The 19,768-nt window shown below is 62.3% G+C and carries 19 protein-coding genes and 1 pseudogene; 15 read left to right on the forward strand and 5 right to left on the reverse strand.

Going from position 1 to position 19,768, the window contains the following annotated elements; genetic code table 11:
- Nucleotides 1–21: 21 nt before the first annotated feature.
- Nucleotides 22–231 carry a dodecin gene (locus tag LDN75_RS01070; RefSeq protein ID WP_216922612.1) on the reverse strand — a complete coding sequence of 70 codons (210 nt, stop codon included), beginning with the start codon at nt 229–231 and terminating at the stop codon, nt 22–24.
- 107 nt (nt 232–338) lie between these two features.
- Nucleotides 339–743: pseudogene (locus LDN75_RS01075) on the reverse strand (SDR family oxidoreductase); the annotation flags it as partial.
- A 253-nt stretch (nt 744–996) separates the two neighbouring features.
- Here LDN75_RS01075 and LDN75_RS01080 point away from each other — a divergent pair.
- The gene (locus tag LDN75_RS01080; protein ID WP_223935357.1) at nt 997–1,428 is read left to right on the forward strand and encodes a universal stress protein; all 432 of its coding nucleotides are present in this window, start codon (nt 997–999) and stop codon (nt 1,426–1,428) included.
- A 62-nt stretch (nt 1,429–1,490) separates the two neighbouring features.
- Here the strand turns inward: LDN75_RS01080 and LDN75_RS01085 are convergent, their stop codons facing one another.
- Both LDN75_RS01085 and LDN75_RS01090 read right to left on the reverse strand, forming a co-directional pair.
- Nucleotides 1,491–2,201 (reverse strand): FadR/GntR family transcriptional regulator, encoded by a 711-nt coding sequence (locus LDN75_RS01085; RefSeq protein ID WP_223937450.1) that lies wholly within the window; start codon nt 2,199–2,201, stop codon nt 1,491–1,493.
- 79 nt (nt 2,202–2,280) lie between these two features.
- Complete coding sequence (locus tag LDN75_RS01090) at nt 2,281–3,084, reverse strand: alpha/beta hydrolase (RefSeq protein WP_223935358.1); 804 nt, start codon at nt 3,082–3,084, stop codon at nt 2,281–2,283.
- Nucleotides 3,085–3,215: 131 nt separating this feature from the next.
- Here LDN75_RS01090 and LDN75_RS01095 point away from each other — a divergent pair, with 131 nt between their 5' ends.
- The 5 genes from LDN75_RS01095 to LDN75_RS01115 all read left to right on the forward strand — a co-directional run bounded on the left by LDN75_RS01095 (nt 3,216) and on the right by LDN75_RS01115 (nt 8,529).
- Complete coding sequence (locus LDN75_RS01095; protein ID WP_223935359.1) at nt 3,216–4,709, forward strand: four-carbon acid sugar kinase family protein; 1,494 nt, start codon at nt 3,216–3,218, stop codon at nt 4,707–4,709.
- 27 nt (nt 4,710–4,736) lie between these two features.
- Nucleotides 4,737–5,639 (forward strand): NAD(P)-dependent oxidoreductase, encoded by a 903-nt coding sequence (locus LDN75_RS01100; RefSeq protein ID WP_223935360.1) that lies wholly within the window; start codon nt 4,737–4,739, stop codon nt 5,637–5,639.
- Between the two features lie 101 nt (nt 5,640–5,740).
- Complete coding sequence (locus LDN75_RS01105) at nt 5,741–7,210, forward strand: GntP family transporter (protein ID WP_223935361.1); 1,470 nt, start codon at nt 5,741–5,743, stop codon at nt 7,208–7,210.
- Nucleotides 7,210–8,085, forward strand: a complete 876-nt coding sequence (locus LDN75_RS01110; protein WP_223935362.1) for a class II fructose-bisphosphate aldolase — start codon at nt 7,210–7,212, stop codon at nt 8,083–8,085. The genes LDN75_RS01105 and LDN75_RS01110 overlap by 1 nt, the downstream gene beginning before the upstream one ends.
- A 51-nt stretch (nt 8,086–8,136) precedes the next feature.
- The gene (locus LDN75_RS01115) at nt 8,137–8,529 is read left to right on the forward strand and encodes a DUF1304 domain-containing protein (protein ID WP_223935363.1); all 393 of its coding nucleotides are present in this window, start codon (nt 8,137–8,139) and stop codon (nt 8,527–8,529) included.
- A gap of 15 nt (nt 8,530–8,544) precedes the next feature.
- Here the strand turns inward: LDN75_RS01115 and LDN75_RS01120 are convergent, their stop codons facing one another.
- Entirely contained in the window at nt 8,545–8,964 is a 420-nt protein-coding gene (locus LDN75_RS01120; RefSeq protein WP_223935364.1) for a VOC family protein, read from the reverse strand.
- Between the two features lie 235 nt (nt 8,965–9,199).
- Here LDN75_RS01120 and LDN75_RS01125 point away from each other — a divergent pair, with 235 nt between their 5' ends.
- The 9 genes from LDN75_RS01125 (at nt 9,200) to LDN75_RS01165 (ending at nt 19,748) form a co-directional block, all read left to right on the forward strand.
- On the forward strand, nt 9,200–10,552 hold the full coding sequence (locus LDN75_RS01125) for an MFS transporter (protein WP_223935365.1): 1,353 nt from the start codon (nt 9,200–9,202) through the stop codon (nt 10,550–10,552).
- Nucleotides 10,553–10,568: 16 nt separating this feature from the next.
- A complete protein-coding gene (locus LDN75_RS01130; protein WP_223935366.1) occupies nt 10,569–11,423 on the forward strand; it encodes a TauD/TfdA family dioxygenase in 855 nt (284 codons plus the stop codon).
- Nucleotides 11,424–11,568: 145 nt separating this feature from the next.
- Nucleotides 11,569–12,438: an FAD binding domain-containing protein gene (locus LDN75_RS01135; RefSeq protein WP_223935367.1), complete on the forward strand. Its 870-nt coding sequence runs from the start codon at nt 11,569–11,571 to the stop codon at nt 12,436–12,438.
- A 10-nt stretch (nt 12,439–12,448) separates the two neighbouring features.
- A complete protein-coding gene (locus tag LDN75_RS01140; protein ID WP_223935368.1) occupies nt 12,449–12,991 on the forward strand; it encodes a (2Fe-2S)-binding protein in 543 nt (180 codons plus the stop codon).
- Complete coding sequence (locus tag LDN75_RS01145; protein ID WP_223935369.1) at nt 12,988–15,318, forward strand: xanthine dehydrogenase family protein molybdopterin-binding subunit; 2,331 nt, start codon at nt 12,988–12,990, stop codon at nt 15,316–15,318. Before LDN75_RS01140 ends, LDN75_RS01145 begins: the two co-directional genes overlap by 4 nt.
- A gap of 5 nt (nt 15,319–15,323) precedes the next feature.
- Entirely contained in the window at nt 15,324–16,508 is a 1,185-nt protein-coding gene (locus LDN75_RS01150) for an XdhC family protein (RefSeq protein ID WP_223935370.1), read from the forward strand.
- Nucleotides 16,509–16,726: 218 nt separating this feature from the next.
- The gene (locus tag LDN75_RS01155) at nt 16,727–18,328 is read left to right on the forward strand and encodes an aldehyde dehydrogenase (protein ID WP_346347156.1); all 1,602 of its coding nucleotides are present in this window, start codon (nt 16,727–16,729) and stop codon (nt 18,326–18,328) included.
- Between the two features lie 4 nt (nt 18,329–18,332).
- Nucleotides 18,333–18,677 (forward strand): RidA family protein, encoded by a 345-nt coding sequence (locus LDN75_RS01160; protein ID WP_223935371.1) that lies wholly within the window; start codon nt 18,333–18,335, stop codon nt 18,675–18,677.
- A 6-nt stretch (nt 18,678–18,683) separates the two neighbouring features.
- Nucleotides 18,684–19,748, forward strand: coding sequence for a PDR/VanB family oxidoreductase (locus LDN75_RS01165; protein ID WP_223935372.1), 1,065 nt, complete (start codon nt 18,684–18,686; stop codon nt 19,746–19,748).
- The last annotated feature ends 20 nt before the right edge of the window (nt 19,749–19,768 follow it).

A 19,768-nucleotide genomic window follows, 5' to 3' on the forward strand; every position in this document is an offset into this window, starting at 1 on the left:
AACTGTCATCCCGCGGAGGGATTAGCGCTCCAAACGGAAGCCAAGCTTGATGGTTACCTGCCAATCGGCAATTGCGCCGTCCTCCAGGTGGCCGCGGATCTCCTTCACCTCGAACCAGTCGAGGTTACGCAAGGTCTGGGCGGCTGCGGCGATGCCATTCCTGACGGCCGCATCGACGCCCTCGGAAGAAGTGCCAACAATTTCGGAAACGCTATATGTGTGGTCAGCCATGGTGCTCCTCATCATCGTCCCTGAATCTTGAAAATGCTGGCCCGCTCGGCAGGCCGTTCATGCAGACTAGCCCACGGACGTCCGTGCGGGCCAGAGGTCCGGCGGGCTCAGCTTTCGCGCCATTCATTGCCCGTGATGTGCGATCCCGCATGCGGTCCCATCTGGAGCATTCCACCGTCCACAGGCCACGAGGCGCCAGTGACGTAGCTGGAATCCGGGGAAGCCAGGAAAGCGATAACCGCCGCAATTTCGCGTGCGTCACCGGGACGGCCAAGCGGCACGCCCGGCCGTTCCTTCTGCCTTGGGTCCTCGTCCGTTTGCCCCGTCATGGGTGTTGCGATCTCGCCGGGCGCAACGTTGTTGGCAGTAATGCCGAACTCCGCGAGCTCCAGCGCCATGGTCTTGATGAGCCCGCCAAGCCCGTGCTTCGAGGCGTCGTAGGCAGAGGCTCCAACGCGCGGCTGGAACTCGTGGACGCTGGTGACAGCGATGATGCGTCCGCCGCGGCCAGCGCAACGGCCGTGGCGCGGCCTATGCCTGAGTCTGATCCTGTGACGATGGCGGTTTGCGGGGAAAACGATGCATCGCTCATGTCCTTGCCTTTCGGTCGCGTGGTGGTTCCGACGACTAATCCCTACCCGGACACACCCGACCGTAAACACCTGGCGGGAAGATGCCCGTTCTTCCCGCATCCCCGCGGCAGATCATTAGGGCGTGTAGATTCTTAGCTGCAGCACCAGTGAATTCCCACAACCAGGAGTACTCATGTCAGAAGTTATTGTTGTCGGCGTTGACAGCAGCGAAACGGCCAAACGCGCAGCAGTGGCAGCAGCGAAGCTCGCCACAGCCCTTGGCGCCGAGCTGCACGTCATCAGCGGGTTCTCCGATGACCGCATTGAAGAATTTGGCAGTGGCAGCGACCGCATCACGGTTTCTTCGGCGGACTCTGCAGAATACGTAGCCCGTAAGGTCTCTGAGGAACTTGATGTTCCCAGCGGTAACATCAAGTACTTCGCAGCCCGTGGTACGCCAGCCAACGCGCTCATCAACTACGCCGAGACCAACAACGCCTCGTTGATCGTTGTGGGCAACAAGCGGATGAAGGGCATTGGCCGTGTTCTGGGCAGCATCGCCAACAGCGTGGCACATGGCGCTCCGTGCGACGTCTACATCGTGAACACGGACGTGGACGCGTAGCCCCTCCCATGTAGAGGACAGCACTTGTCGCTCTGAGCACGCGTAGCGACAAGTGCTGTCCCTCAGTTGGGTTTCGCCTCCAGGACGTACGTCTTCAGGTCGTCCAAGGTTTGCTGCATGTGGGCGTCCATGGCCAGCCGTGCCTCCTGTGGATTCCGTGACTCCAGGGCCGCCGCGATCTTCCGGTGATGGCCGATTGCGTGCTCCTGGATTTCCGGGAATGCCGAGGTCTGGGCGCGGCGGGCCTCGAGCACGCGGTGCAGCGGCTCGAACAGCACGGCTACGAAGACGTTGCCGGAGGCGTGGAGGATGACATCGTGGAAGGCAAGATCGGCTTCCACAAAGGCGGCAACGTCATTAACTTCGTGGGCCGAGTGCATTTTTTCCACGTGTTCTTTGAGCGTTATCAGCTCGTCGTCCGAGATGCGTTCCGCGGCGAGTTCACAAGCGCCCGTCTCGAGCATGCGGCGTAGCTCGATTAGCTGCACGGCGGCAGCCGCGTCTTTGGTTCCTTCGGATGCCGCACGCAGGACGGCCTCCAGGGATGCCCACTGGTTCAGGGGGTTAACGAACGTACCGCGGCCGCGTTCCACGCTGAGGATCCGCTGGGCCTCAAGTGTTTTCATGGCTTCGCGCACGGTCATGCGGCTCACCTCGTGCCGGGCGCTGAGCTCCAGTTCGCCCGGGACAATCGTTCCTGGCGGAAATTCGCCCGCGATGATCCGATCCAGCAGCTCATCAGCAACTACGCCGACCAGCGACTTGCGTGCCATGTATCCCCATTTCCTGTATTTCAGACCGTCCGGTGCCTCGTGGATGTTTTCCTTCAGGCACAGATGGTTGCCAGACATCTTACGCTGGCGGTGGCCAGCTCTCTTTCCAAAATTCATGCAACGTCTTGGCGCATTCGTCTGGCTGCTCCCAGTGGACGTTGTGTCCGGCGTTGGGAATCGCCTTCAAGCTCCGCGTTGGACTGGCCTCCACGAACGCGGTCATCTGCTCGAGGGACCGCACGCGGTCCCCGGTTCCGGCCAGCACCAGCAGCGGCGCATGGACACGCGCGGGTACTGAAGGTTCGACGCCGGTGGTAGCCGCCCAGGCGCTGGCGGCCAGGATCGGGAACGGCGTATCGAACCCTTTGCTGAGCCGCTCCATGTCTTCCGCGGACAGTTGCCCGTACCAGGCGTTCATGAGCTTCAGCTTGGTATCGGCGTCGAAGAATCCCTGCTCCAACTGTGACAGCAGGAGGTTCTTGAAGGCCTCGTTCGGTGGCGCCGGAACCATTCCTACCAGCGTCACTGTTGCCACTAGTCCTGGATGCTTTGCTGCCAGGGTCAGTGAGACGCTGCCGCCCATGGAGTGCCCCACCACGTGCACCGGACCGTCAGTCCGCGCCTGAACTGCGGCGGCCACGGAAGCGGCAGCAGAGTCCAGCGTCCACTCGAAGTCCGTCGGCAGTTGCTCGCCTGGGTGGTACCCCGGGAGGTCGAGGATCCAAACTTCGCGTCCGGCGTCGAGCAGTAACTTCGCTAACGGCTGCCAGTACACGGATCCCGAAGCCCAGCCGTGGATGAGCACGGCTGGAAGCTGATCGCCGGCAGTGTCCGCGGGTGACCGAACGTCTATGAAAGGGATCGGAACCACGCTGTTAGCCATGCGTCCAGCCTAGTGACGCGGGCCACCTTGCGCGGTGAAGAGGAGTGTGTCACACTGGCAATCAAATGTTAGATGTCTGACATCTTACATTCACTAAACCGCTAGACAGATTTCCCACGATGGAGTGCACCGTGACCCTTGAAGCAGACGTTCTGGCCGCTTTCCCGGCGGAGGTCCAGATTCCGGCTCAGTTGGTTGCCGACGCCGTTGCCGCGTCCTCGGCGACGTCCCCCCGAGTCCTGGTAGTCCTCGACGACGACCCCACCGGCACGCAGTCCGTCGCGGATCTCGCTGTCCTCACCCGTTGGGACGTCGCGGACTTCACCTGGGCCTTCACCCACATTCGCGAGAACCAGACCAAGCCCGCCGTCTACGTCCTCACCAACACCCGCAGCCTGGACCCGGCCGAAGCAGCAGCACGGAACGAGGAAATCGTTCGGAATGCACTGGCAGCAGCGGCCGGAAAGGTCAGCCTTGGCTTCGTCAGCCGCAGCGACTCCACCCTCCGCGGCCACTACCCCCTGGAACCGGACGTCATTGCCGCTACTGTGGCCGCCGAAACCGGTGAGGTCACCGACGGCGTCGTCATCGTCCCGGCATTCCCCGACGCCGGCAGGGTCACCATCGGCGGTGTGCACTACATGCGCGGCGATGCCGGCACCCTAACCCCAGTTGCCGAGACAGAATTCGCGAAGGACGCGTCCTTCGGTTTCGCCAACTCCGAGATGGCCAAGTACGTGGAGGAGAAGTCGCAGGGCCGGTTCCCCGCCAGCGATGTGATCGTCCTTGACCTCAACACCATCCGTGCCGGCGCATCGGCTCAGGAACCGGCCATCTCGGCGAAGGCCATCGCCGACGCCATTGAGTCGGCCACGAACTCCACGCCGATCGTGGCCGACATCGTCACCGAAAACGACTTTCGTGCCCTGGCCCTGGGCCTGGAGGAAGCCGAACGCCGCGGCAAGAAGCTCCTCTACCGCGTGGGCCCGCCGTTCGTCCGTGGCCGCATCGGCCAGGAAATCCGCACCGCACTGACCTCCGAAGAGGCCTACGCCGGCAACACTCCCTCCACAGCCGGCGGCCTGATTGTGGTTGGCTCGCACGTTGGCGTCACCACCCGCCAGCTCAACGCCCTGACGGCCGCGCACAGCTCGGCACGGACCATCGAAATCGACGTTGAGAGACTCGTTGCCGAAACCCACACAGCTGCAGAAGCCGACGCATACATCGCAACCGTCGTGTCCGACGTCGTCGATGCCCTGCACCAAGGCGACGTCATCGTCCACACCAGCCGCCTGCTCATCAAGACCGACGACGCCGCAGCGAGCCTGAAGATCGCCCGCACGGTCTCGGCCGCCGTCGTGGCTGTTGTGAACCGGACGCTGAAGACCTTCCCGCCGCGGTTCGTCATCGCCAAGGGGGGCATCACGTCCTCTGACGTCGCCGCGCACGGACTGGAGATCCGCCACGCGATAGTCCGCGGTCCCATGCTGCCGGGCATCGTCTCCCTCTGGGAACCGGTGGACGGCCCCGCGAAGGGCATCCCGTACATCGTGTTCGCCGGCAACGTGGGCGACGACCAGTCCCTGGCCCAGGTCACCCGCAAACTCAGCGCCACCTTCTAGAACCACCTGAATTCAATGGAGAACACCATGACCAGCAGCAACTACACCGTCACCGTCCTGGGCCTTGGTGCCATGGGCCTGCCCATGGCAACCCGCCTCGCGTCCCAGCTGACCGTCCACGGCTTCGACATCGCAGAGCCCCGCTTGGAGCTTGCCGCGGCGGCCGGCATCAAGACCTTCGCCTCAGCCCGCGAAGCTTCCCAGGACGCCGACGCGCTGCTCCTCGCCGTCCGGAACGGCGAGCAACTCAACGATGTCCTTTTCGGCGAGAACGGCGTGGCCTCGGTGTTGAAGCCGGGAGCCGTGGTCATCCTCGGCAGCACCGTCGGCACCGAAGCCATCCCGGCCACGGTGGCCAAGCTGGCCGAGTACGGCGTCGCGCTGGTGGACGCTCCTCTGTCCGGCGGCCCCAAGCGTGCCGGCGAAGGTGACCTGCTGATCGTTGTTGGGGCCGAACCCGAGGCCCTGGAAAAGGCCCGCCCTGCGCTGGAACTGCTCGCGTCCACCCTGAGCATCGTGGGTGACAAGCCCGGCGACGGCCAGGCCCTCAAGACCGTAAACCAGCTCCTCTGCGGCGTACACATTGCCGCCGCTGCTGAGGCCATGGCCCTTGCCGACGCCCTCGGCCTCGACCAAGCCAAGACGCTCGCGGCTCTCGAAGCCGGCGCTGCAGGCTCCTTCATGCTCTCCAACCGTGGCCCGCGCATCCTCGAGGCCTACACCGACGAAGGAGCCGAGGTCCTCAGCCGCCTGGACATCTTCGTCAAGGACATGGGCATCGTCGGCAAGGCCACCCGCGCTGCCGGCCTTGCCGCACCCGTTGCTGCTGCTGCGGAACAGCTTTACCTTCTCGGCCAGGCCCAGGGCCTCGCCGCCGCCGACGACTCCGCCGTCATCAAGGTTGTAGCGCCCGCAAAGCGCACCGCCTAAGCACCCCAATAAAACCCGCGACGACGGCGATCCCCCCTTCGCCGTCGCCGCCACCTCCCGCCGGTCTTCTCTAGACTGGTATGTCAAAGGAGACACCCCCAATGAATCCCCTCATCAACTCCTTGATGGTCCGGGCTGCTGATGCCCCCGCTATCAAACCGGCAGTGGAACTGGGAACACCCCTGTTGCTGACCATTGCGGCCGCGGGCATTGCCCTGCTGCTGGTGCTGATCATCCGCTTCAAGATCCAGGCCTTTGTTGCACTGTTGGCCGTCAGCATCCTGGTGGGCGTCGCAGCCCAGATCCCGCTCAAGGACATCTTCACTGTGGTGGCCAACGGCGTTGGCAGCACCATGGGCAAGGTCGCTTTGTTGATTGCCCTCGGAGCCATTCTTGGCCGCATGATCGAGGTCTCCGGCGGCGTGCAGTCGCTGGCCAGCCACTTCACTGAGAAGCTCGGTGCAAAGCGTGTCGCCATCGCCTTGACGGCCGTGGGCTTCCTGGTTGCTATCCCCGTGTTCTTTGAGGTCGGCGTTATCGTCCTCGTGCCGATCGTCTACGCTTTCGCCAAGATCGCCAACGTTCACCCGATCAAGTTCGGCTTGCCCATGGCTGGCATCATGCTGTCTATCCATGTGGCCGTCCCGCCGCACCCGGGCATTGTTGCAGGCGCCGGCGTCTTTGGCGCCGACATTGGACTGATCACCCTGATCTCGCTGATCATCTGCGTGCCCCTCGGTTTCCTGTCCTACTGGGTTGCCAGCATCATGAACCGCAAGGACTACGAACTGCTCCCCGGCGTCAAGGCGCAGGTGGACGAGTTCGGTTCGGCTGATTCGCTGGTGCACGTTGGCTCTAACGGTCCCGGCGCCCGCGCAATCGCCCCTCCGCGTCCCGGCCTGATCATGTTCCTGATCGCTGCTCCGATCGTCCAGATACTCGTCGGCACCTTGGGGACGCTGACTCTCGCCAAGGACAACTACTTGTATGGCGTGGCCGCGTTCGTTGGCAACCCGTTCTTCGCACTGCTCGTGGCTGTAGCCCTCTCCTTCTTCCTGCTGGCGGTTCGTCGCAACTGGTCCCTCAAGGAAACCGGCGAGATCTTCGAAGGCGCGCTTCCTCCCATTGCGTCCATCCTCATGGTGGTCGCCGCGGGAGGCGTGTTCGGTGAAGTCCTCCGCACCTCCGGCATCGGCGCCGCACTGTCCCACACCCTGGACAGCCTCGGACTGCCGGTGATCGTGCTCGGGTTCATCATCTCCCTGGCACTCCGGGCCGCCCAAGGTTCGGCCACAGTTGCGATTGTCACGACCACCGGCCTGCTCACCTCCGCCGTGATGGAAGGCGGCTACACTCCCGCCCAGATCGCCGTGATCGTGATCGCCATTGGATTCGGCGCGCTGGGGCTGTCCCACGTGACGGATGCAGGTTTCTGGACCGTCATCCGCTACTACGGGCTCACTGTCACGGACGGCCTCAAGACCTGGACCGTCCTCACCACCATCCTCGGCCTGGCTGGCTTCGCACTCACCTACGTCGCGTGGATCCTGGTGGGAGGACTGGCCCACTAATGCGCGCCAAACTCGACCACCTCGTTGCTTCCGCACTTGCCTCCGGATCCGCTGTTCCGGCCTTCACCTGCTACGACTTCACCACGGCTCTGGCCGTTGTTTCGGCGGCAGAAGAAGCCCGGCTCGGCGTAATCCTGCTTGTGCCTCCCAAGACGGCTTCCACCCCCAACGGACTTCGCCTTATTGCAGCCCTGCGCGGCTTGGCCGATGACGCCAGCGTCCCAGTCCCGGTCCAGCTGGACCATGCCTCGGACCTGCAGGTCATCCGCGACTCCGTGGCTGCCGGCGCCGATGCCGTGCTGGCTGATGGTTCGTCCTTACCGTTCGAGGACAACATCGCCTTGGTTCGCGAAGTCCGTGCTGCGCTGGATGCGCAAGGTGCGTCCGACGTCGTGATCGAGGCAGAGCTGGGCGGCCTGGCGGGTGACGAGGACAAGGCGTTCGGTGCTGAAGATTCAGCGCACGACGCCGGCACTTCAGTTGCGGGACTCACGAACCCCGCGCAGGTGGCCGAATTCGTTGAGCGTACCGGCGCGCAACTCCTGGCTATCGCCGTGGGGAACGTGCACGGAAAGTACAAGGGAGAACCCAACATCCGCTGGGACGTGCTGCAGGAAGTTGCAGCACGGACCGACGTTCCGCTGGTGCTCCATGGCGCGTCCGGAATCCCGGCCGACGAGCTCGCGAAGGCGCCCTCCATGCAGGTGGGCAAGGTGAACTTCAATACGGAGCTTCGCACTGGAATCCTTGCCACCCTCGAGGCCGAGACCGCTGCCCACCGGGCCGATGGCGAAAACCTCCAGGGTTTGCTGGCCCGCTGGAAGGGCTCTGCGTGGTCGTTCGCGGGCGCAACGCTGGCGATGCTGAGCGCCTGACGCAAACCGTCCATCGCAAGCTCTGTAATACAGGGAGGCTAGGATCAGACCATGATCCTGGCCTCCCTGATTTTTGCCCTGGTTGCGGCGTTGCTGCACGTTTACATCTTCACCATGGAGTCCATCACTTGGACCAAGCCAGCCACGTGGAAGCGCTTCAGCCTCACGTCGCAGGCAGACGCCGAAACCACCAAACCACTCGCCTATAACCAGGGCTTCTACAACCTGTTCCTTGCCATCGGCGCGCTGGTCGGCATCATCGCCGTCTGGGCTGGTTCGCCTCAGGTCGGCTGGACCCTCGTGTTCAGCTGCTGCGGCTCCATGCTCCTTGCCGCTCTGGTGCTCGCTGCGAGCGGTAAAAAGTACCTCCGCGCTGCGGCTCTCCAAGGCACCACGCCGTTGCTCGCCGTCGTACTTGGCGTGCTGGCCGTGACGCTGCGCTAACGACGCAGAGGCGCCTTAGTGCTCCGGCGGGCCAGACTGGGCTGCGGCTTCATCCATCCACAGGACTTCCCAATGGTGGCCATCGAGATCGCGGAACGCCCGGCTGTACATGAACCCGAGGTCCTGGGGATCGTAGGTCTCTGACCCGCCCGCTTCGAGTGCCTTGGTGGCCAGGGCGTCCACGGCTTCGCGGCTGTCGGCCGAAATGGCGACGATCGCCGCCGTCGAGTTTTGGGTGTCCGCGATTGGCTGCTTGGTGAACTCGCTGAACTTGGCGTGGGTCAGGAGCATGGCGTAGATGGTGTCGCTGAAGACGACGCATGCAGCCGTCTCATCAGTGAAGTTCGGGTTGATGGAGTAGCCGAGGGCCGTATAGAAGGCCTTGGACGCCTCGAGGTCGCTGACTGGCAGGTTGACGAAAATGGAGGTAGTCATGGGTCGATCCTCCCGGTGATTCAGCGTGCCGTCCAGACTGCGCCAGCCTAAAAAATCGCGCCCCATGTGATCTTGCGCACAATTCATCTCAGCGATAAGATAATTACCACTGAAGTATTTCGAAACTTCCGTCTGCAGAGCTGTTAGAAGTCAGCGTGTCCCGGGAAGCACCCTGATTTGCCAAGGTTCACGCGCCGCGTGACCGTATGTTTGCCAATTAGCCGGGAGGCACAATATGAGTGGTGCAGTCGCACGACCAGCGGGCACAAGTTCGCCGCGGAAGGTCGCCCTAGCGAGCATCATCGGCACAACCATCGAGTGGTACGACTTCTTCATCTACAGCACCGCTGCGGTGCTCGTCTTCAATCAGCACTTCTTCCCCGGCTTCGATCCTGCGACCGGAACTTTGCTTGCTTTCTCGACCTTCGCTGCCGGTTTCGTCGCCCGTCCGGTCGGTGCAATCGTGTTCGGCCACTTTGGGGACAGGATTGGCCGAAAGCCGATGATGGTCATCACGATCCTGATCATGGGCGCCGCCACCGTATTGATCGGCTTATTGCCGACCTATGCCACGATAGGTTTCTTCGCCCCCGCGCTGCTGGTGGCGTTGCGCCTGACGCAGGGATTCGCGCTCGGTGGGGAATGGGGCGGTGCCGTGCTCATGGCTACCGAACATTCCCCGGAAGGCCGGCGCGGATTCTTCGGTAGCTGGCCGCAGGCGGGTGTGGCCGTCGGGCTGATCCTGGCTATGACCGTCTACTTGCCGCTGGCTGAGATGCCCACTGATGGCTTCATGGCCTGGGGGTGGCGTGTCCCGTTCCTGCTCAGCGCGGTACTTGTCATTACTGGCCTCATCATCCGGGCCCGGGTTGCAGAGAGCCCGGAGTTCGACCGGGTCAAGGACGCCCACGCTGTAGTGCGCATCCCCATCGTCGAAGTTCTTCGTACGCACCCCAAGCAGGTGCTGCTTGTCGCCGGCGCAAGCCTGTCGCCAGGCATCTTCTTCTACCTGCTCACCGTGTACAACTTTGTGTACGCCAAGGAGCCCGGAGCTTTGAGTCAAAACTCCATGCTGATTCTGGTGATTGTCACCTCGGCAGTGGGATTCGTCGTCACCCCGATCGCCGGCATGCTCTCGGACAGGTTCGGTCGTCAGCGGATCTACCTGATAGGTCTTGGCCTCATCGGCATCCTGGCCTTCCCTCTCTACTGGGCGCTCGACTCAGGCATCTATGCCTTCATTGCAGTCTTGTATGTCGCCTCGACCATAGCCGTCTATATCCCGTGGGCACTGCAGCCCGCATATTTCTCCGATGCCTTTGATGCGAGGGTCCGCTACAGCGGATTGTCACTGGCAACCACCCTCGGCAACCTCTTCGGCAGTGCCATCGCACCACTGATAGCAGGGTTGCTGATGACCGCAACGCACGCCTCGGTATCCACTTCGCTCTACGTCTTTGTCGCTGGCGGCATGTCCTTCGCGTGTGCCGTTTTGCTCGGAAGGGCGAACCGGAAAAAGGCGCAGGGTAGTGGCGATCCCAGCAAGAAGACCATGCCAACTGCAACAGGCACCAGAACCAACGCATAAAGAGAAAGGAACTACTATGAGCAGCAACGAGTCAGCGTTCAAAACATTCACCCTGGAACGGGCAACACCTACCATCGGTGCCTTTATCCATGGGCTGGATCTTCGCGAGGAGATCACGCCTGAGTGCCAAGAAGAGCTGCGCTCAGCCTTCCTGGAACACGAGGTGTTGTTTCTTCGCGATCAGCACATCGGCCCAGAGGACCAGATCCGGTTCGCCAAAGTATTCGGTGACCCCCAGGAAGTAAGTGCGTTCTTCCCCTCGCTCCCTGGAAATCCGTACATCGAAGTACTTGAGTCCCGCGGGCGGGCTGCCGGAACCGACGTCTGGCACTCCGATCTGACGTGGCAGGCGACGCCCAATTCAGCGACTTGCCTCCATGCCCAGCAAATCCCACCCTGCGGCGGCGATACGCTTTGGGCCAGCATGACCGCCGCGTACGATGCACTGCCGGAAACGATGAAGGACCTCATTGACGGCCTTGAGGCTGTGCATGACTGGGAAAAGGAGCTCACAGCCGTTGTCCGCCAAGGCGAGAACGGCGAGGCTCGATACGAGGAAACCCGCCGCAAGTACCCACCCATGACCCACCCTGTGGTGCGCAAGCATCCGGAAACCGGCCGCAAGCTTGTCTATGTCAACGAACTGTTCACCTCCCGCATCTCCGGAGTTCCTACGCAGCTCAGCGACTCCTTGCGAAACATGCTCACCGGGCTGGCAAAGACGCCTGAATACCAAGTCCGATTCCGCTGGGAGCCCAACTCGCTGGTGATCTGGGATAACCGATCGACGCAACACTATGCCGTGGGCGATTACAACCCGCACTACAGGCTCATGCACCGCGTAACTCTCCGGGGCGATCGCCCGGCGTAAAGGCCTAATCCAAGTGCATGCCGGATGACCCAACCGAGGGTCGCCCGGCATGCGCTTGGGGCTGGGCTATTGCACGCCACACCTGTAAAACTTAGCATTCAGATACTTGGTATTGATTCAAGCCAAAGCGAAGGAAGGCCCATTATTGCGTGCCCAAAAGTTGGGGGCAGGGTTGATAGCCCAGAACCAGTCCGCACTGCCTCCATTCATCCTGTATCGGCCTACTTCCCTGGCCGAAGCTGCGGCTCTCACTCAAGAACACCCCGAGGCGGTGATTGCGGCAGGTTGTTCGGATCTGGTGGCTCAGTTTCGCGAAGGGTGTGAACCCGGCGTCCTGATCTCCCTGCAGCACGTCGACGAATTGCGCGCCATTTCCCAAGAGCGCGGAGTCTTGCGGATCGGCTCCTTGGTCACTCACCACGGCGGGAGCACGAGCCCGGAAATCCTTTCGTCGTTGCCCGCCCTGGCAGCTGCCTGGGGATCGATAGCCACTGTTCGTATCCGCTACCGCGGCACTCTCGGCGGCAACCTTCTTGCACGCCGATTCCGGTACGAGCTGCCGATCATTTTCTCGGCCCTTGACGGGCACATGCATTTTCAGGCCGGCGAAGACCTCGCCACCCTTCCCGTGTCATCCCTGTGGGACAGTGACGCCGGGATCTCCGGCATCTTGACCTCTGTGTCAGTAGAGACAGGAACACTGCTGTGGTACGGCTATGAGCGCTCCATGCGTCCAGTGAGCACGGTGTCGCTCGCAGTGCGCAAGCATGCAGTGGCGGGACTAGCCATCACGGCTGTCTGCGGCAGCGAGTACCGGCGGCCGTTCGTGCTGTCACATGCTGCCGAGGCATCCACCATTGCCGAGTTGGATGCGGACTTCGTGGGCACCGCGCTCGCGGCTCAGCTGCCGGACGAGGCTGGAGACTACGCAGGAACGATCGCCTACCGGCGCCATCTGGTGAGCGTACTCACCCGCCGCCTTCTTGCCAGGGCGACCGGAAACCAAAAGAAATGAGGACCCGACCATGAGCCTCGACTCACAAGATCCCCGAGCCGCCGGCAGCGACGAGCCCACCGTTGAGCTTGAATTTGAGCTGAACGGAAGCGTGGAAAAACAGGCCGTCCCCACGAGCACCACCGTCCTGGACCTGCTCCGAAACGGCTTCGGTAAACGCGGCGTACGCAGTTCATGTGAGCGCAGTGTCTGCGGTGCTTGCACTGTGCTCGTGGATGATCTTCCTGTGGCTGCCTGTTCCACGTTTGCCTTCGATATTGACGGTACACGCGTTGAAACAGTTGAGGGTTTGGCTGCCCACGACGGGACACTGAGCGCCCAGCAGCGCGCGTTCCGGGAGTGTGGCGGCTTCCAATGCGGCTTCTGTACGTCCGGCATGTTGATGCTGACCACCGGGCTGCTTCGTGCAAATCCGCAGCCGGATCGGGAGGAGATCCGGGAATGGATAAGTTCGAACACCTGCCGCTGCACCGGCTACGAGATGATCCTGGAATCCGTGGAGCGGGCCGCCGAACTAGCCCGGGAGCGAGAGCCGGACGAGGAGTCCTCATGACCGACGCCGCCACTCCTGTCGCCATTGCAGACCAGCCGATCGTTGGACGCAACCTCCCGCGGCTCGACGCCACAGCAAAAGTCACCGGACGCGCCGTCTACACAGTGGACGTCGAAAAGCCTGGAATGCTCCACGCCAAGGTACTGCGTAGTCCGCATGCGCATGCCCGGATCCTCAGCATCGATGCTTCGGCGGCCAGATCCATGGCAGGAGTCACCGCCGTCGTCACCCGCGACGAAATCCAGGGACTAAACTGCTACGGCACATACGTCAAAGACCAGCCAATCGTGGCCAGCGACTCGGTCCGCTACGTGGGCGACGTCGTTGCTGCCGTGGCAGCCGAGGATGAACGCACCGCGTTCGCCGCACTGGATCTGATTCGTGTCAGCTACGAACTGCTCCCGGCGGTCTTCGACCCACAAGCAGCGCTGGATCCTTCCGCACCCCTGATTTTCCCCGAAGAGCCATTCGCTGCCTTTCCCGACTATGGCGACGGTGCCTCGGGAACGGCGCTCAGCGGCCACAATGTCAGCTATGAATTCCGCTACCAAACGGGACCGGAGAATGCCTGGACGGAATGCGACTACATCTTCGAGGACACCTTCACCTTCTCCCGCATGAACCACATGCACCTTGAGCCGTTTGCGACTGTTGCCGTGGCCACGTCCGAGGAGATCGAGGTGTGGACGTCCACCCAAAGTCCCTTCCCGATGCGCCAGGAGCTGGCGAAGATATTCGGGCTGGCGGAAAACCGCATCCGGGTGAACGTTCCGCTCTTGGGAGGGGCTTTCGGCGCCAAGAACGGCCCAAAAACTGAGCCGATCGCCATTCGGCTCTCACAACTCTCGGGTGGTCGGCCGGTTCGTTACAGCATGGCCACGGAGGAAGTCTTCCTGACATTGAGCCAGCATGACGCGGTTCTCACGGTGAAATCCGGGCTGAAGGCAGACGGGGAATTCGTCGCCCGCCAATCACGCGTGCTGCTCAACGGTGGCGCCTATGCGGACGCCAGTCCGCTCGTGGCCGAAAAGGCGGGATATCGGATGCCGGGGGCCTACCGCTGGAAGCGGATCGATTCAGTCTGCCAAGCCGTCATCACCAATACCGTGCCGGCCGGCGCTTTCCGTGGTTTTGGTGCAACTCAGGCCACTTGGGCCAGCGAGAGGCAGGTGGACCTCATTGCTGAGCGGCTGGGCCTGGACCCGCTGGAGCTTCGGCTCAAGAACGTGAAAAATCTGGGCGAGGATTTCGTTCCCGGAGAAACACCCATCGACTCGGACCTCAAGCATGGCCTGAATCTCGTGGCAGATGCGATCGGTTACCGCAACCGTGACCGTTCGGGTAACCGCGGCATGGGCGTTGCGATTGGTCTGAAAGATGGCGGCGGCGTGAACAAGCCCGCCCAGGCGCGGGTCAAAGTGACGGCCAACGGTGATGTGGTGCTGAATTGCGGTCTGACGGAGATGGGGCAAGGAGGTCATTCAGCCCTCTGCCAAATTGTCGCGGAGGTGCTTGCGTGTGATCCGCAGCGGGTCAAATACGCACCGATTGACACGGACAATACTCCTTTCGACCAAGGTACGAACGCGTCCTCGGGCATCGCAGTGATGGGTCAGGCGGTACTCCAAGCCGCTGAACGGGTTAGGAACTCCGTGCTGGACTTCGCGGCCGAAAACATGGATTTGGACCGCGAATCGATCCGCCTCGTCAACTGGCAAATCATTGACTCTGACGGCAAAACCCATCCGCTTTCGCCCCATATCATGCACAGTTTTGGCGGAACAGGCTTCGAGTTCACCGCGGACGGATACTTCAAGGTCCGTGGCTCCCTCCGTGCACCGCTGGAGGCACCATGCGTGTTCTGGGAGATCGGCTGGGCCGCTGCCGAAGTGTCCGTCGATCCGGAAACCGGCAAAGTGGAGCTGTTGCAGCTGGTGGTAAGCGGGGACGCCGGCAAGGTTGTGAACAAGCTGGGTTGCCGCGGCCAGGACGAGGGAGCGGCGGTCTTCGGACTGGCGCAAGCCCTTTTTGAGGAAATGCGATACAACGACGACGGCCAGCTGCTTAACGCCGAGGCGCTCCTATATCGTGTCCCATTGGCCGAGGACATCCCGCGTAGGTTTTCTTCCATTACCCAGGAACAGGGCCACGGTGCGGGCCCGTTTGGGGCCAAGGGGATGGGCGAGGGTGGCATGTTGCCGATTGCTCCGGCGATTGCCCAGGCTATCGCCGACGCCACCGGGGGCCAGCTCACCTCCCTGCCCATGACGCCGGAACGTGTCTACAACGCTGTCCGCGTTGCGCAGGCCCACCAGAGGCGGGGCTGACGGGAATGCGGGAGGTGCTGGAGGTCCTTGAGGAGGCGCTGCGGGACAACTCCCGCGTTGCGTTGGCTACCGTGGTCCGCACGGAAGGCTCTGCCCCACGGGCCGTTGGAACATCCATGGTGGTCAGCGACGAAGGCACGCCCGTCGGCTCCGTTTCGGGTGGTTGCGTAGAGGCAAGTGTGTTGGAATCCGCCGCGGACGTGCTGGCCTCGGGCGTGCCCGAACTACACCGTTTTGGCATAACTGACGACGACGGTTTAGCCATCGGCCTGACTTGCGGGGGCAGCATTGAGATCTTCATCCAACCGTACGCGCCAGCCTCATGCCCGGAATTTGTCGAACTCCTGCGGGCGCGGAGGGAAAATCTGCCCTGCGCCATGGTCACGGTTTTCGACGGACCAGCTGATCTCGTCGGCCACTCGGAGTTGGTTTTACAGGATGCAGAAATCACCGGGCTGTCCGTCGGGAGTACCCTTCCGTTCGCAACTGTCAGCGCGGCCAACGATGCGGTGCAGCAAGCCATAGCCTCCGGAACTACGTTGCCGGTCACGTTCGCCACGACCGGCACTGCAGGATCAGTGTCTTTGTTGATCGATGTCTACCGTCCGCCCCGCCGGCTGCTGATCTTCGGCGCCATCGATTTCTCCGCCTCCCTTGCCCATCTAGGGTCTTTTCTTGGTTTCCATGTCACCGTGTGCGATGCTCGGGCTGTCTTCGCCACAGCTGCGCGGATCCCAGGGGCGCACGAGATCGTAGTTGACCAACCAGACCGCTACCTTCGGCAGGAAATCGCACGGGGAGCGCTTGCACGGGATGCCGTCATCTGCGTGTTGACCCATGATCCCAAGTTCGATGTTCCGGTCCTTGATGCAGCACTCAGACATGGATTCGCCTACATCGGTGCCATGGGCTCCCGTCGAACTGACCGCGACCGCCGGGACCGGTTGGTTGGATTGGGCCACACGGACGCGACTCTGGCATCGCTCCGGTCCCCGATCGGCTTGGATCTCTCCGCTGGCACGGCCAGCGAAACCGCAGTTTCCATCATGGCAGAGGTGATCGCGGCCAAGGGGAATGCCTCCGGCCTTCCCCTGAGCCAAATCAGTCATCCCATCCACCGGGGCGCCCTACGCGGGGAGACCAGCCCCAGCCGGCCGGATGGACGCAGTCACGACTTCAGCTGCGCATGACCTGGCGCTAGCCCAATCACGCATGGGGTTTCCTGGCCCGGCCGGAAGCCCTGAAAGACCACAAAAAAGCCAGCATCAAAAAAGTCTTGACCTAAAGTATCTTAATACTGATATTCTTAGATCTATGGTGTAGCTCACAGCTTGAGGCGGAAGCCCGGGCCAACAGCCAGCACGTAGCAGGCGCCGAAGCCGATGAAGAAGATGGACGGAAGCTGAAGATGAGTACGGACAGCATTGCAGGGAGCGCACCGCGGCTTATTGACGCGGACGCTCCGATTGAGAACAACAAGTTCAAGACCGAACTCTGCCTGGACACTTTGGACGAAATCTATGTCGGGGGCACGTGGACCCGAGGCGGCGGTGCCGTGATCGATTCGGTGAATCCAGCCACTTCCGAGGTATTCGCGACATTGCACGGCGCCACCACGGAGGACGTCGACAAGGCGGTAGCAGCAGGTCTAAAGGCGGTGGAACAGTCTGGATGGGCGCGGAAATTACCCCACGAACGCGCTGCCGTGCTGCACCGGATCGGCACCGCCATCGAGCTCAACGCGGACCGGATCGCCGCCTTGCAGACTTTGGACACCGGCAAGACCCTTGCGGAAACCCGGGCGCTGGCCTTGAGCGCGGCAGCCACTTTCCGGTTCACTGCATCCGCGCTGGAGACCATGGAGGATGCAGTGACGCCTCCTCGCGGGAACTACCTGAGCCTGTCCACCTATGAACCGATCGGGGTGGTAGGCGCCATAACGCCTTGGAACTCACCGATTGCCAGCGACGCACAAAAGGTGGCCCCCGCCCTCGCGGCGGGTAACGCCGTCGTAGTGAAGCCACCCGTATGGGCGCCCTGGGTATCGCTGCTGCTGGCACGGATATGCGACGAAGCCGGCCTGCCGGCAGGTCTGCTCTCCGTGCTTCCCGGCCCCGGGCGGACCGTTGGTGACGCACTGGCACGACACCCGGATGTGGGCAAGATTTCCTTCACAGGTGGCACTTCCACTGGCCGTCAACTGGGCCACATTGCCGCCGAGAAGATCATGCCGATCACCTTGGAGCTGGGCGGGAAATCGCCGACCATCATTTTCGCGGATGCCGATCTGGACCAAGCCGTTGCCGGTGTTCTGTTCGGGATCTTTTCTTCGAGCGGGCAGAGCTGCATTGCAGGCTCCCGTGTCTTTATTCAACGCTCCATCTACGCCGCCGTGGTGGAACGGCTCGTCAAGGGAGCGGAATCTTTGCGGGTGGGGCCTGGAACGGATCCGCGCACGCAGGTGGGACCACTGGTTGCCCTTGCCCACCGCGACGGCGTTGCCAGGATGGTGGACGATTCCCGGGAATCCGGGGCCCGGATTCTCTGCGGCGGCGCGGCTCCCGCGGACCAGGAACTGCAAGCTGGCGCATACTACCTGCCCACCATCATTGCCGGCGTGGCCAACTCTGAGCCCATCTGCCAAGAGGAGATTTTCGGCCCGGTGGCCGTAGTCCTGCCGTTTGACGATGAAGCCGACCTGATCGTCCAGGCAAACGACAGCGTCTTCGGGCTCGCCTGCGGCATCTGGACCGCCGACTACCGCGTGGCCTGGAGAATTGCGCGGGCGGTTTCGGCTGGCACTGTCTGGGTCAATACCTACAAGCAATTCAGCATTGCCACCCCGTTCAGCGGGTTCAAACAAAGCGGTCTCGGCACAGAAAAAGGCCGCGACGGTATTCGTTCCTATATGCGCCAGAAGAGCATCTACGTCGATCTCTCCGGCGCACCCCTCCCATGGGCCGGCGCCTTGTCCGAGCCTGCTGACTCAAATTTGCACTCAGAAAGGTAAGTAAATGAACGCTCACCCCTACAGCCCAGCGTTTGCAGCCGGAGGATTCGGCTTTGTCTCCGGGGCGTTGTCCGTGGACGAAAACGGCACCGCCGTGACCGGCCGTACGGAAGCCCTGGTGGCTGCAGCGGCGCGGCTGTCCGAGCGACTGGGATCGGTTGGCATGACCCTGCGGGACGTGGTCAAAACCACCTACTTCGTCACTGACGTGACAATGCGGGATGAGGCGAACAGCCACTACGAGCTGCTCTTTGACGAACCCCGCCCGGCGCGCTCCTTTGTGGAAGTAGCCGCATTACCTTACGGGGCAACGGTTGAAATCGAAGCGATCGCGCACCGGCGGAATTGAGTACTGATGAGTATCGAGACTCAGAACCGCGGACCGTTAGACCGTGACGTCATGGGGTATGAGGACGTTCCGTCGCCCGGGGGCAGCCCGGGGCAGCAGGAAGGCCTGGGAATCAAGGGCACGGCAGTGCGTCATCTCCGGGTCCAGCAAAAAACCTGGGAAGCTGACGGCATCGCCAGCATTACCCTTGTGGATCCTGACGGTGCGCCGCTCCCGCAGTGGCTTCCCGGAGCCCACCTGAGCTTGCACCTGCCTAACGGCCTGACCCGCGAATACTCTCTGTGCTCGGCTCCCGAGGACGCCAGGAGCTGGACCGTGGCCGTGCTGCGGACGTCCGATTCCCGCGGTGGCAGCAAGCTGATCCATGAGCAATTGCCGGTCGGCGCGCTCATCACAGTAGAAGGCCCGCGCAACAACTTTGAGCTGGACGAGGCTGAACGGTACGTGCTGGTCGCAGGCGGTATCGGCATTACGCCGATCATCTCCATGGTGCGGCGCTTGCAGGCCGCCGGGGCTGACTGGTCCTTGCTGTACACCGGACGTTCCCGTTCCACGATGGCTTTCCTGGCCGAAATCGCTGCGCTCCCGCAGGAGCGGGTAACCATCCACGCCATGGATGAAACCAATGGGGACCATGCTGATCTCGCCGCTGCAGTTGGCGCGTTGCCCTCTGAAGCACTGGTCTATGCCTGCGGTCCTGAAGCGCTGATGCAGGCTGTTGCCCACGCTATGACCGACGAATCGCGGCTGAGGATCGAACGGTTCAAGGCACCGGAAATCCTCCCACAACCGGATCAGTCGGATACAGGCTTCGACGTCATCTGCGAAAGCACCGGTCAACGGATCCCGGTGGCCCCGGATGTCTCCGTGCTCGATGCCCTGAACGAAGCCGGCGTGGACGTTCCCAGCTCCTGCGCCGAAGGCATCTGCGGAACCTGCGAAACCCGCGTCATCAAGGGCGATGTTGAGCACCGCGATTTCCTGCTCACCCCGGCCGAGCGGACGGAGAGCAAATCGATGTTCGTCTGCGTCTCACGCTGCCGGTCCCGAGAACTGATTTTGGATCTCTAGTACATCTACCACCCGACTAA

This window comes from Arthrobacter sp. StoSoilB5, assembly GCF_019977235.1.
Classification (GTDB): domain Bacteria; phylum Actinomycetota; class Actinomycetes; order Actinomycetales; family Micrococcaceae; genus Arthrobacter.